Annotated in this window: 8 protein-coding genes and 2 tRNA genes; 8 read left to right on the forward strand and 2 right to left on the reverse strand. The window is 59.6% G+C overall.

The window, feature by feature from the left end; translation table 11 throughout:
• Window positions 1–66: 66 nt before the first annotated feature.
• Window positions 67–1,782: a proline--tRNA ligase gene (locus ACX3YF_RS00690; protein ID WP_130211146.1), complete on the forward strand. Its 1,716-nt coding sequence runs from the start codon at window positions 67–69 to the stop codon at window positions 1,780–1,782.
• 17 nt (window positions 1,783–1,799) lie between these two features.
• Window positions 1,800–2,753: a hypothetical protein gene (locus ACX3YF_RS00695; protein WP_458973291.1), complete on the forward strand. Its 954-nt coding sequence runs from the start codon at window positions 1,800–1,802 to the stop codon at window positions 2,751–2,753.
• Between the two features lie 62 nt (window positions 2,754–2,815).
• Here ACX3YF_RS00695 and dinB read toward each other — a convergent pair whose 3' ends face one another.
• Window positions 2,816–3,877 (reverse strand): DNA polymerase IV, encoded by a 1,062-nt coding sequence (gene dinB / locus ACX3YF_RS00700; protein WP_130211148.1) that lies wholly within the window; start codon window positions 3,875–3,877, stop codon window positions 2,816–2,818.
• A gap of 301 nt (window positions 3,878–4,178) precedes the next feature.
• On the opposite strand from dinB, the gene ACX3YF_RS00705 reads away from it, so the two are divergent.
• From ACX3YF_RS00705 to ACX3YF_RS00720, 4 genes are all read left to right on the forward strand, one after another.
• A tRNA-Met gene (locus ACX3YF_RS00705) sits at window positions 4,179–4,255 on the forward strand.
• Window positions 4,256–4,485: 230 nt separating this feature from the next.
• Window positions 4,486–4,562: transfer RNA gene (locus ACX3YF_RS00710), tRNA-Met, on the forward strand.
• A gap of 278 nt (window positions 4,563–4,840) precedes the next feature.
• Window positions 4,841–7,483, forward strand: a complete 2,643-nt coding sequence (mprF, locus tag ACX3YF_RS00715; protein WP_448645913.1) for a bifunctional lysylphosphatidylglycerol flippase/synthetase MprF — start codon at window positions 4,841–4,843, stop codon at window positions 7,481–7,483.
• On the forward strand, window positions 7,483–8,781 hold the full coding sequence (locus ACX3YF_RS00720) for a virulence factor family protein (protein ID WP_458973292.1): 1,299 nt from the start codon (window positions 7,483–7,485) through the stop codon (window positions 8,779–8,781). The genes mprF and ACX3YF_RS00720 overlap by 1 nt, the downstream gene beginning before the upstream one ends.
• Window positions 8,782–9,019: 238 nt before the next feature.
• Here ACX3YF_RS00720 and ACX3YF_RS00725 read toward each other — a convergent pair whose 3' ends face one another.
• Window positions 9,020–10,921: a potassium transporter Kup gene (locus ACX3YF_RS00725; protein WP_130211152.1), complete on the reverse strand. Its 1,902-nt coding sequence runs from the start codon at window positions 10,919–10,921 to the stop codon at window positions 9,020–9,022.
• 291 nt (window positions 10,922–11,212) lie between these two features.
• Between ACX3YF_RS00725 and rimO the strand changes: the two genes are divergently transcribed.
• Together rimO and ACX3YF_RS00735 are read left to right on the forward strand one after the other, a co-directional pair.
• Window positions 11,213–12,550, forward strand: coding sequence for a 30S ribosomal protein S12 methylthiotransferase RimO (gene rimO / locus ACX3YF_RS00730; RefSeq protein WP_130211154.1), 1,338 nt, complete (start codon window positions 11,213–11,215; stop codon window positions 12,548–12,550).
• Between the two features lie 125 nt (window positions 12,551–12,675).
• The gene (locus tag ACX3YF_RS00735) at window positions 12,676–13,149 is read left to right on the forward strand and encodes a GNAT family N-acetyltransferase (RefSeq protein ID WP_130211155.1); all 474 of its coding nucleotides are present in this window, start codon (window positions 12,676–12,678) and stop codon (window positions 13,147–13,149) included.
• Window positions 13,150–13,229: the final 80 nt, after the last annotated feature.

Consider the following 13,229-nt stretch of genomic DNA (forward strand, 5'->3'; position numbering starts at 1 on the left):
GACAGCGGATCTCGCCCGTACAATGCTCCGTCATTTCTCGTCATCAGCAACCGACAACGGCCAACCATGCGCACCAGTCAATTTTTGCTCGCCACACAGAAAGAAACGCCTTCCGACGCGGTCGTGATCAGCCACCAGCTGATGCTGCGCGCCGGCATGATCCGTAAACTCGCCTCAGGCCTGTATACCTGGCTGCCGATGGGCTTGCGAGTGATGCGCAAGGTCGAAGCCGTCGTTCGTGAAGAAATGAACGCTGCCGGCTCGCTTGAAGTGTTGATGCCGAGCACTCAACCGGCAGAGCTGTGGCAGGAATCCGGTCGCTGGGAGGAGTACGGCCCTGAATTGCTGCGCTTCAAGGATCGCCACGGTCGCGACTTCTGCGCCGGCCCGACCCACGAAGAAGTCATCACCGATCTGATGCGCAACGAGCTGAGCAGCTACAAACAGCTGCCGATCAACCTCTACCAGATCCAGACCAAATTCCGTGACGAAATCCGCCCACGCTTCGGTTTGATGCGCGGCCGCGAATTCATCATGAAGGACGCCTATTCGTTCCATGCTGACCAGCCATCGCTGCAGATCACCTACGACCGCATGCATCAGGCGTACTGCAACGTGTTCACCCGCCTGGGTCTGAAATTCCGCCCGGTTGAAGCCGATAACGGCTCCATCGGCGGTGCCGGTTCCCATGAATTCCATGTACTGGCCGAGTCCGGCGAAGACGATATCGTCTTCAGCAACGGTTCCGACTACGCCGCGAACATCGAGAAGGCTGAAGCCGTACCGCGCGAAACCTCCCGCGCAGCACCAACAGAAGAACTGCGCCTGGTCGACACGCCGAACGCCAAGACCATCGCGCAACTGGTCGAAGGCTTCAACCTGCCGATCGAGAAGACCATCAAGACCCTCGTGGTTCACGCTGAAGAGAAAGGCAAACTGATTGCCCTGATCATCCGTGGCGACCACGAACTGAACGAAATCAAGGCCGCCAACCAGCCTGGCGTTGCCAGCCCGCTGGTCATGGCCTCCGAAACCGAACTGCGCGACGCCATCGGCGCCGGCGCCGGCTCCCTCGGCCCGCTGAACCTGCCACTGCCTATCATCATCGACCGCTCGGTCGAGCTGATGAGCGACTTCGGCATCGGTGCGAACATCGACGACAAGCACTATTTCGGCGTGAACTGGGAACGCGACCTGCCGGTTCCGACCGTTGCCGACCTGCGTAACGTCGTCAGCGGCGACCCAAGCCCGGATGGCAAAGGCACCCTGGAGATCAAGCGCGGCATCGAAGTCGGGCATATCTTCCAGCTGGGCAACAAGTACAGCAAAGCGATGAAGTGCGAAGTGCTGGGCGAGAACGGCAAGCCGATCACCCTGGAAATGGGCTGCTACGGCATTGGTGTTTCCCGCGTGGTTGCCGCTGCCATCGAGCAGAACAACGACGAAAAAGGGATCATCTGGAGCGACGCGCTGGCACCGTTCCAGGTCGCCCTGGTACCACTGCGCTACGAAACCGAGCTGGTTCGCGAAGCCACCGACAAGCTGTATGCAGAACTGACTGCAGCCGGCTTCGAAGTGCTGCTGGACGACCGCGACAAGAAAACCAGCCCGGGCATCAAGTTCGCGGACATGGAGCTGATCGGCATTCCTCACCGGATCGTGGTCAGTGACCGCGGCCTCGCCGAAGGCAACCTGGAATACAAGAGCCGTACCGAGGCCGAGCCGCAAGCGCTGCCGGTCGCTGACGTACTGTCTTTCCTGCAGGCCCGTATCCGCCGCTGAAACCAGATAGAGACGTCATGTTCAAGCGAAACACCTTAGGCCTCGGTGGTGCCGCCCTGTGCGGCACCCTGCTGGTCAGCGGCTGTGCCAATCACATGTCACAACGCAGCGAGCACGAGGAACGTGTCGAGCGCAAATTGCTCGATCACAGCCTGCAGATCGATGTCGGTGAGCCCAAGGTGCTTGAGCTCCCGCAACGCCGGGTAAAGATCCACGAGCAGAAGACCTTCGAAGTCACCGAGTTCGAAGTCACCCGTCATTACGATCGCTATACGCCTTATCAACCCTGGCGGGAGATCTACGAGTTCCCGCTGGGCGCAGTGGCGGTGGTGGGCGGCGTGGGCGCGAACGTGGTCAACGTGTTTGCCCTGGGCAATCTTCCCGACAGCATGACCAAGGACTGGCTCAGCTACGGTTTCGCCGGACTCAACCCGTTCATGAACGTCCAATCCAACGGTCGTGCGCAACAGAACCTGGCTGGTATCGATGAAGTCCAGCGCGACAAGCGCAAGGAATACTCGAGCCTGCCGTGGAGCGAACGCCCGGTCGAGGTCAAGGCCGGCAAGGAAACCTTCGAGCTGACCACCGACAAAAATGGCGTCTTGCGCCTGAATCTGCTGGACAGCCCGTTCGCCGAATATGACCTCAATCATCTGGGTAAGCTGCAGATCAGCGTCGATGACTCAAAGGGCGATGTGCATAGCGATTCGTCCCTGGCGCTCAGCGGCACGCTGCGCGGCAAATTGCTCGAAGCCCACGGCCTGATTTACGACGACCTCGAAGACGACGAAGTGAGCCAATGGGTACACCGGGTCAAACGCCTGTCGGAACTGGGGCTGGAGGAAGAAGCCAGTGAACTGGAACAAAGCCTGATCGAACTGACCCGTAACGATCCCGAACTGCAGACCGAATTCCTCAAGGCACTGACCAAGGATGCCGGACGACTGGTAGCAGATCCGGGGCCGAACTAAACGCTCAGAGCATCGCGGGCAAATCGAATCGCCCGCGAAGGTGCCTGGCAGGCACCCTGGAACTACCGCTCGAACAATTCCATCTGCTCGAACCCGCCGCGCAAATCCTCCAGCCTCACTCCCACACCCAACAATCGCACCGGCTTACCGCCGCGATTGAACGCCTGGGTCAGCATCAACTGATAACTGCCCAAATCCCGCCCTGCCCCGGCCTGCTCCAGTGTGGTTTGGGTAAAGTCATGAAACTTCACTTTGACGAACGGCTTGCCTGGCCGATAGCTGCTGTCGATTCGCTCCATGCGGGTTTTCAGGGTTTCCAGCAGTTCCGGCAACTTATCCAGGCAACTCCGCAAATCGGGCAGATCGACATCGTAGGTATTTTCAACACTGATCGACTGTCGGCGACTGTCGTTATGCACCTGGCGTTCGTCAATCCCACGGGCCAGACTCCAGAGTCGCTCACCGAAACTGCCGAATTCCCGCACCAGCGCCAACTTTTCCCACTCGCGCAATTGCAGACAATCGGCAATTCCAAGTTTGGCCAACTTATCCGCAGTGACCTTGCCGACCCCGTGCAACTTGTTCACCGGCAAGCCGCTGACAAAGTCTTCGACCTGATCCGGCGTGATGACAAACAAACCGTTGGGCTTTTTCCAGTCGCTGGCGATTTTGGCCAAAAATTTGTTCGGCGCCACGCCTGCTGAAACGGTGATATGCAACTGATTGGACACTCGTCGGCGAATATCCTGGGCAATTCGCGTGGCACTGCCGCCGAAATGCGCGCTGTCTGACACATCGAGATAGGCTTCATCCAGGGAAAGCGGCTCGATGATATCGGTGTAATCGCGAAAAATCGTGTGAATTTCCTTGGACGCCTCTCTGTAGGCATCCATTCGCGGCCTGACGATGGTCAGGTCCGGGCACAGCTTCAACGCATGCCCGGAGGACATCGCCGAACGCACACCATAAGCCCGCGCTTCGTAATTACAGGTCGCGATCACCCCACGCCGATCCGCCGACCCACCTACCGCCAGGGGTTTACCGGCCAGGCGCGGGTCGTCACGCATCTCGATGGCGGCATAGAAACAGTCACAATCGACGTGGATGATTTTTCGCTGGGTCATATCAACGTGGTGTTCAGGGTGAAGAAACGGCGTCATGCCGTGTCAGACGGGCAGTATCTCACTGACACCTGTATATAGCACCAGTAGTCGGAATGTTCTTTTCCAATCGTAGGATAGCTTCCGATAAATTTATTTTTTCAATCGAATTACTTACGCCAATAGAGCTGAAAGCCTTGCCACGCATGACTTACAGCCCTGCCACATACCGTCAAAAGCAAGCTAAGCGATTGAACAGAAACAGGTTTTATCGAAATTTATGATTGACACGCTGACGTATCTCTATAGAATGCCGATCCACAGACGCGGGATGGAGCAGTCTGGTAGCTCGTCGGGCTCATAACCCGAAGGTCGTCGGTTCAAATCCGGCTCCCGCAACCAAACATCAAAAAAGGCTACTCGAAAGAGTGGCCTTTTTTGTGCGTGCCTGTTTTGTGCAGAAGGCGCACCATAAGGGTACGCACCAGCGCCACGGCAAAACCAGAAACCGTTCCGATTCCGAAACTTAAGCCTCACCTGCGACCGTTTGCCGCGTTTTTACGTTTATTTGACCAGGTTCAGGATTAACGGTTGACACTCCGGCGTATCTCTATAGAATGCCGCCACACAGACGCGGGATGGAGCAGTCTGGTAGCTCGTCGGGCTCATAACCCGAAGGTCGTCGGTTCAAATCCGGCTCCCGCAACCAAACATCAAAAAAGGCTACTCGAAAGAGTGGCCTTTTTTGTATCTGTTGAAAAAACCCTTTCGCAACAATGATCTGTCACTGTGTAGTGAGCCGTCCGGGGCCACCGATGCGCTGAGTTCCGACTATGCTCAATCGCAGACTTGGCCCTCTACGACGGATGACGTGCCGTCGCCGAGAGCCGGTGATAGGCGTTAATATTTGTGATTATTTTTTTCTACAGGGATTGGTAACTTGGCTGGATACCCCCATCCTGTCGCGCACAATCCAAGAGGTGATTGATGCGCGCCAACTCGTCTGATTCACAAGACACCGTCACAGCGACACAACCGATCAAGGCGGAGCGCCTGCGCCTGCTCGATCTGGTCAGCAAATACCGTCAGCCCATCGGCCTGGCGGTGACCCTGCTGCTGTTCGCGATCGCGCTGATTGCCTGCCGTCATTTGTTGAGCGAGCTCGATCTGGACGCTCTGCACGACTCGATCCTCGACGTTCCCAAACCCGCATTGCTGGGTGCCGTGGGCGCTACCGTGGTGGGTTTCATCATTTTGCTGGGTTACGAATGGTCGGCCAGTCGCTACGCCGGCGCGAACCTGGCGCCGCGAACCCTGGCACTGGGAGGCTTCACCGCATTCGCCATTGGTAATGCCATCGGCCTTTCGATGCTGTCAGGCGGCTCGGTTCGCTACCGTTTATATGCGCGTCACGGTCTGGGGGCCGCCGAGGTCGCCCACATGACCTTGTTCGCCAGCCTTTCGCTAGGGTGCGCCCTGCCACCGCTCGCCGCGCTGGCGACGCTCAGCGACCTGCCAGCGGCCTCCGTCGCACTGGGTCTCTCCGAAATCTTGCTGGGTGCCGTAGCCACTGCCGTATTGCTGCTGTTTTCGGTACTGGCCATCGGCATCTACCGTCGTCGCTTGCCGGAACAACCTTATGCGGACAACCTGATGGTCAAGGTCGGGCGTCGCACCTTGCGCCTGCCAGGGCGTCGCCTGACCTTCCTGCAATTGATCATCACGGCCCTGGACGTTGCCGCCGCCGCCACCGTGCTTTACTTGCTGCTGCCGGAAGCACCGCCCTTCGGCGCCTTTCTGCTGGTCTACCTGCTGGCCCTGGCCGCCGGCGTACTCAGCCACGTACCGGGTGGTGTCGGTGTATTCGAGGCGATTTTGCTGGCCGCGTTCTCCGACAAACTCGGTGCCGCGCCACTGGCCGCCGCCCTGCTGCTGTATCGCCTGATCTACGTCGTACTGCCGATGCTGGTGGCCTGCCTGTTGCTGCTGATCAACGAAGGTCAGCGCGTATTCCAGACGCGCCAGTCCCTGCGGGCGGCATCGGGCCTGGCTGCGCCGATTCTGGCGGTGCTGGTGTTCCTGTCCGGCGTGGTGCTGTTGTTTTCCGGCGCCACGCCGGAAATCGACACCCGACTGGAACACATCGGTTTTCTGATTCCCCATCGACTGGTCGATGCCTCGCACTTTGGCGCCAGCCTGATTGGCGTGCTGTGCCTGTTGCTGGCCCAGGGCCTGCGTCGTCGACTGTCGGCCGCGTGGATGCTCACCACCATTCTGTTGCTGGTGGGCGCCCTGCTTTCGCTGCTCAAGGGCTTCGACTGGGAAGAAGCCTGCCTGATGACCCTGACCGCAGCTTTGCTGGGGGTCTTCCGGCGTTCGTTCTATCGCCCCAGCCGCCTGACGGAAGTGCCGTTCTCACCACTCTATCTGGTGGCCAGCCTGTGCGTGCTGGGCGCCTCGATGTGGCTGCTGCTGTTTGCCTATCAGGACGTTCCGTACAGCCATCAGCTCTGGTGGCAGTTCACCCTCGACGCCGACGCCCCCCGCGGCTTGCGCTCGTTGCTCGGTGCCGCCGTGCTGCTGGTTGTGGTGTCCCTGACCTGGCTGCTGCGCACTGCGCGCCCGGTCATCCACCTGCCGACACCCGATGAACTGGAGCGCGCCAGCAGGATTCTGATGGCCTCGGCGCAACCCGATGGCGGCCTGGCCCTGACCGGCGACAAGGCACTGCTGTTTCACCCCAACGACGAAGCGTTCCTGATGTACGCCCGCCGTGGCCGCAGCCTGGTGGCGCTGTATGACCCGATCGGTCCGGGCCAGCAACGGGCGGAAATGATCTGGCAGTTCCGCGACCTGTGCGACATCCACCACGCCCGCCCCGTGTTCTATCAAGTGCGCGCGGAGAACCTGCCGTACTACATGGACATCGGCCTGACGGCGATCAAACTCGGCGAAGAAGCCCGGGTGGATCTGCATCGCTTCGATCTCGAAGCCAAGGGCAAAGAGATGAAGGACCTGCGCTACACCTGGAACCGTGGCACACGCGACGGCCTGTCGCTGGAGATCTTCGAGCCGGGCCAGGCGCCGATGAATGAGCTGAAGGTGATATCCGATGCCTGGCTGACCGGCAAGAACGTACGCGAGAAAGGCTTCTCCCTTGGCCGCTTCAGCGATGACTACCTCAAGCATTTCCGCATAGCGGTGATTCGTTTCGAAGGGCGCCCGGTGGCGTTCGCCAACCTGCTCGAGACCTACAGCCATGACCTGGCCAGCCTCGACCTGATGCGCGCGCACCCGGACGCGCCCAAACTGACCATGGAATTCATGATGGTCGGCCTGATTCAGCACTATAAAAATCATGGATATGCACGCTTCAGCCTGGGCATGGTGCCATTGTCGGGGCTGCAACCCCGTCGCGGTGCCCCCTTGACCCAGCGCCTGGGCTCGATGGTTTTCCGCCGTGGTGAGCAGCTCTACAACTTCCAAGGCTTGCGCCGCTTCAAAGACAAGTTCCAGCCAGACTGGGAACCCCGTTATATGGCCGTGCCCGCCGGACTCGATCCGCTGGTTGCCCTGGCCGATACTGCTGCCCTGATCGCGGGCGGCTTGACTGGATTGGTGAAACGCTGATGATTCAACGCTCCTTGCGGTACGTACTGGGCACGCTGGTAGTGCTGGCCCTGATTCTCGGTGGTGGCTACTGGTACTTGAAACGCCCGGCACCTGAACCGACCCTCGAACTGTTGACCCCGGCCGATGGCGCGGCGATGACCCGCGTCATCTCCGGGACCACGCCACGCGCCCAGGTGCTGGTGGCGGTCACCGAGGAACAGAAGCTCAGCGACAAACAATTGATGACCCTGAGCCGCAGCGGCTCAGCGCAGATTGTCCAGGTGATCCTGCCCAAGGACTGCCTGCTGCAAAGCCGCGCCCTGCAGTCGGGTCTGAGAGAACTCAAAGGCCCGGCAACCCTGGTCAGCGGCATCGGCCCCGGCGCAGTACTCGCCTGGCGCTGGTTGTCCGAACAGAAAAACGACAAGGCCCAGGCTGTCTCGGTCGACCTGGCCCTGGAAAAGGGTGGCTGCACGCACCTGTTGCCAAAAAGCGCCTCCCACGGCCACTGGCTGGTGGCGTGGAACGACAACCCGGATGACACCAGCGCCGGCTTCGTGCGCGACCAGCCCAACGCCGAAACCAGCATCAGCGACTACGACATCAACCTGCCGCAAGTGCTGAACAACGAGCTGCGCAAGATCCTCGTTGGCGGCGACAAGGCCGCAGGCGGCCTGCAGATCCCGGTGGTCGAAGTGCCAGCGGGCCAGGCCAAGGACACCGTAACCCTGTTCCTGTCCGGAGATGGTGGCTGGCGTGACCTCGACCGCGACGTGGCGGGCGAAATGGCGAAGATCGGCTACCCGGTGGTCGGCATCGACACCCTGCGCTACTACTGGCAGCACAAGAGTCCCGAGCAAAGCGCCCTGGACCTTGCCGAGCTGATGCAGCATTACCGCCAGAAATGGGGCACCAAGCGTTTCATCCTCACCGGCTACTCGTTTGGTGCCGATGTGTTGCCAGCCATCTACAACCGCCTGGCAGAGTCCGAGCAGCAGCGCGTCGACGCGATCATCCTGCTGGCCTTCGCCCGCACCGGCAGCTTCGAGATCGAAGTCGAAGGCTGGCTTGGCAATGCTGGCAAAGAAGCCGCCACCGGCCCGGAAATGGCCAAGCTGCCTGCCGCCAAAGTGGTGTGCATCTACGGTGAAGAAGAAGTCGACGAAAGCGGCTGCACCGACAAGACCGCCGTGGGCGAAGCCATCAAACTGCCTGGCGGTCACCACTTCGACGAGAACTACCCGGCCCTGGCCAAGCGGCTGGTGGACATCATCATAAAACGCCAGGCCAAGGAAGAGGCGACGGCACAGGAGTGATGTGACCCGCGCAAACAAAAAAGCCCCTACCGCTTCATGAGCGTGGGGGCTTTTTCATTTCAGCAAGTACTACATATCCTGCTCGCGAAAGCGGTGGGTCAGTCAACACAGGGGTTAAATGTCAGTCCGCCTTCGCGACCAGGCTCTCTCCCCCAGGGTATTCGCGCAAGGTTCATTCAATTGCCAGACAACAAAAAGCCCCCGATACCGCAAGGCACCGGGGGCTTTTGATTCAGGCTTACATCTCGACCTGGGTACCCAGCTCGATCACCCGGTTCAGCGGCAGATTGAAGAAACGCAGGTTGCCGTTGGCGTTTTTCAACATAAAGGCGAACAGCGCCTCACGCCAGCGGGCCATGCCTTCAAGCTTGGAGGCGATAACCGTCTCACGGCTGAGGAAGTAGGTCGTGCGCATCGGACTGAAGTCCAGTTCATCCAGATGACACAGCTTCAGCGCTTGCGGTACGTCCGGCTCGTCAGTGAAACCGAAGTGCAGGATCACCCGGAAGAAACCCTCACCATAGGCGTCGACCTCGAACCGTCGTGATGACGGCACACGCGGGATATCCTCATACACCACCGTCAGCAGCACCACTTGCTCGTGCAGCACCTGGTTATGCAACAGATTGTGCAACAACGCGTGAGGCACGGCGTCTGGCCGCGCCGTGAGGAATACAGCGGTGCCCTGAACACGATGCGGTGGTTGTACGGCGATACTGCTGATGAAAATCGGCAGCGGCAGGCCGCCCTCGTCCAGCCGATCCACCAGCAACTCTTTGCCGCGCTTCCAGGTGGTCATCAGGATAAACAACACGATCCCCGCCAGAACCGGGAAGGCACCACCCTGAATGATTTTTGGCACGTTGGCGGCAAAAAACAGCCCGTCCACCAACAGGAAACCGATCAGGATTGGCACCGCCAGCACGGGTGGCCATTTCCACAACAACAGCATCACAGCGGAGACCAGAATACTGGTGATCAGCATGGTTCCGGTTACCGCCACACCATAGGCCGAGGCCAACGCGCCGGAGGATTCAAAGCCAAGCACCAGCAGGATCACGCCAACCATCAGCGCCCAGTTCACCGCACCAATGTAGATCTGCCCCTGCTCGGCACTGGACGTGTGCTGAATGTGCATGCGCGGGATGTACCCCAGTTGAATCGCCTGACGCGTCAACGAGAACGCGCCGGAGATCACCGCTTGCGAAGCAATCACCGTGGCCAGGGTGGCCAGCACCACCAGCGGGATCAACGCCCAGCTCGGCGCCAACAGGTAGAACGGGTTGCGCGCCGCCTCCGGGTTTTCCAGCAGCAAGGCACCCTGGCCAAAGTAGTTGAGCACCAGCGCCGGCAGCACCAGGGCGAACCAGGCACGGGCGATCGGCTTGCGGCCGAAGTGGCCCATGTCGGCGTATAACGCTTCGGCCCCGGTCAAGGCCAGCACCACGGCGCCCAGGATCGCAACCCCCATGCCCGGATGCACGATGAAGAACCGCACGCCCCACATCGGGTTCAGCGCATTCAGGACTTCCGGATGCTGCACAATACCGTTGGCGCCAAGCAGACCCAGCACCACGAACCACAGCACCATGACCGGGCCGAACAGCTTGCCGATGCGATCAGTGCCGTGCTTCTGGATCAGAAACAACGCCACCAGCACGATCAAGGCCAATGGTACGACCCAGCGTTCCAGCCCCTCGAACGCCAACTCCAGACCTTCCACCGCCGACAGTACGGAAATCGCCGGGGTGATCATACTGTCGCCATAAAACAGCGCCGCGCCAATCAGACCGAGAATCACCAGTGTTGCCCGCAGCTTCGGATAGGGCGAGGAAGCGCTACGAGCTAACGCCGTCAGCGCCATGATCCCGCCTTCGCCCTGGTTGTCTGCCCGCAGAATGAACAGCACGTATTTGATCGAAACGACCCAGACCAGCGACCAAAAAATCAGCGCCAGAATCCCAAACACGCCGTCATGATTGACCGGAACGCCATAGTGGCCTGTAAACACCTCTTTGAGGGTGTACAGCGGGCTCGTGCCGATATCGCCATATACCACCCCAACCGCCGCGACCAGCATGCCGATCGGCTTTGCCGTCGAATGCCCGGCGCCCGCAGCCTGACTACTTGCCTGACCCATCCACCACTCCTACTACCCAGACTCGGGCTTCTTTTGAAGAAGCACTATGCTTTGTCGTGCAGCATGCGCTGTTTTACTTCGCGTTACAGACGTTTTGATGACTGTAAAAATTCGGTAAAGCCTAACGGCGCGAAGCATAGCGCAGCACTCGTCGTATTTCCCTGCATAAAGCTGGTCAAGTGCGCTTGCCATCGCTAGAATTGCGCACTTTTTGATCAGAGGCGCGATAAAGCGTCCATCTGTCGCCTTGCCGATCACGGCTGGAGGCGTCACAAAACACCGAGGTTAGACATGTCCACCACTCCTGCGCCGGCCAATCCAAAGGTTGGCTTCGTATCCCTGGGTTGCCCGAAAGCACTGGTCGACTCCGAGCGCATCCTTACCCAGCTGCGCATGGAAGGCTATGACGTCGTGTCCACTTATCAGGATGCGGACGTAGTGGTCGTCAACACCTGCGGCTTCATCGATTCGGCCAAGGCGGAATCCCTGGAAGTGATCGGCGAAGCCATCAAGGAAAACGGCAAGGTCATCGTGACCGGCTGCATGGGCGTCGAAGAAGGCAACATCCGCAACGTGCACCCGAGCGTGCTGGCGGTCACTGGCCCTCAGCAGTACGAACAAGTGGTCAACGCCGTGCATGAAGTCGTGCCGCCGCGTCAGGATCACAACCCGCTGATCGACCTGGTGCCGCCTCAAGGGATCAAACTGACCCCGCGCCACTACGCCTACCTGAAGATTTCCGAAGGCTGCAACCACAGCTGCAGCTTCTGCATCATCCCGTCGATGCGCGGCAAACTGGTCAGCCGTCCAGTGGGTGATGTGCTCGACGAAGCCCAGCGCCTGGTCAAATCCGGCGTCAAGGAGCTGCTGGTCATCTCCCAGGACACCAGTGCCTACGGCGTCGACGTGAAATACCGCACCGGCTTCTGGAACGGCGCGCCGGTGAAAACCCGCATGACCGAACTCTGCGAGGCCCTCAGCACCCTGGGCGTCTGGGTTCGCCTGCACTACGTCTACCCGTACCCGCACGTCGATGAGTTGATCCCGCTGATGGCCGACGGCAAGATCCTGCCGTACCTGGACATCCCTTTCCAGCACGCCAGCCCGAAAGTACTGAAGGCAATGAAACGCCCGGCGTTCGAAGACAAGACCCTGGCGCGCATCAAGAACTGGCGCGAGATCTGCCCGGACCTGATCATCCGTTCGACCTTCATCGTCGGCTTCCCCGGCGAAACCGAAGAAGACTTCCAATACCTGCTGAACTGGCTGACTGAAGCGCAACTCGACCGCGTCGGCTGCTTCCAGTATTCGCCGGTCGAAGGCGCTCCAGCCAACGATCTGGATCTGGAAGTCGTCCCGGACGAAGTCAAACAGGATCGCTGGGAGCGCTTCATGGCGCACCAGCAGGCGATCAGCTCGGCGCGCCTGCAACTGCGCATCGGCCGTGAAATCGAAGTGCTGGTCGATGAGGTCGACGAGCAAGGCGCAGTCGGCCGTTGCTTCTTCGATGCCCCGGAAATTGATGGCAACGTGTTCATCGACAACGGCAGCAACCTGAAGCCGGGCGACAAGGTCTGGTGCAAAGTGACCGACGCCGACGAATATGACCTGTGGGCTGAACAGATCTAAGCGCCAAAAATACGAAAAGCCCCGCTCTCTTGACGAGATGCGGGGCTTTTTTACGGCTATCGTTTTATGAAGAACGGATTTCTCTTCCCTTACAACCGGTTGAAAAATAGAAGGAGCAGTCGGGCATGCGCCAACATTCGGTCATCCATACGCCGAAACAGAGCGACTACGAAGAGCTGACACGGGTTTGGGAGGCTTCGGTACGGGCTACCCATGACTTTCTGCCAGAGAGCTACATCGAATTGCTGAAAAACCTGGTGCTGACCCGCTACCTCGATGCGGTCATGCTGATCTGCACCAAAGACCCACGCCAGCGCATTACCGGATTCGCCGGAGTCGCGGCAGGCAAGATCGAAATGCTTTTCATCGACCCCGCGCACCGCGGCCAGGGCCTGGGCAAGCAGCTGTTGCGCTACGCCATGGAGCACCTGAATGCCGATGAACTGGACGTCAACGAACAGAACCCGCAAGCCCTCGGTTTTTACTTCAAACAGGGCTTCGAAGTCATTGGACGATCTGAAGTCGACGGCATGGGCCAGCCATATCCGTTGTTGCATATGCGGATGCGCCAAAACCAGCAACACTCACGACTTGGCTGACACCACACGGAACGACGGCAGGAGCTGGCGCCTACAAAAAGCCCCTGCGGCAAAATGGTTCCGGGATTAACCGGCGCCAG

It is taken from the genome of Pseudomonas fluorescens group sp. PF-69, assembly GCF_054481235.1.

Coding starts and splice junctions, on each gene's coding strand:
- rimO (WP_130211154.1), top strand. CDS start 11,213: ATGTCCACCACTCCTGCGCCGGCCAATCCAAAGGTTGGCTTCGTATCC.
- dinB (WP_130211148.1), bottom strand. CDS start 3,877: ATGACCCAGCGAAAAATCATCCACGTCGATTGTGACTGTTTCTATGCC.
- mprF (WP_448645913.1), top strand. CDS start 4,841: ATGCGCGCCAACTCGTCTGATTCACAAGACACCGTCACAGCGACACAA.
- ACX3YF_RS00690 (WP_130211146.1), top strand. CDS start 67: ATGCGCACCAGTCAATTTTTGCTCGCCACACAGAAAGAAACGCCTTCC.
- ACX3YF_RS00725 (WP_130211152.1), bottom strand. CDS start 10,921: ATGGGTCAGGCAAGTAGTCAGGCTGCGGGCGCCGGGCATTCGACGGCA.
- ACX3YF_RS00695 (WP_458973291.1), top strand. CDS start 1,800: ATGTTCAAGCGAAACACCTTAGGCCTCGGTGGTGCCGCCCTGTGCGGC.
- ACX3YF_RS00720 (WP_458973292.1), top strand. CDS start 7,483: ATGATTCAACGCTCCTTGCGGTACGTACTGGGCACGCTGGTAGTGCTG.
- ACX3YF_RS00735 (WP_130211155.1), top strand. CDS start 12,676: ATGCGCCAACATTCGGTCATCCATACGCCGAAACAGAGCGACTACGAA.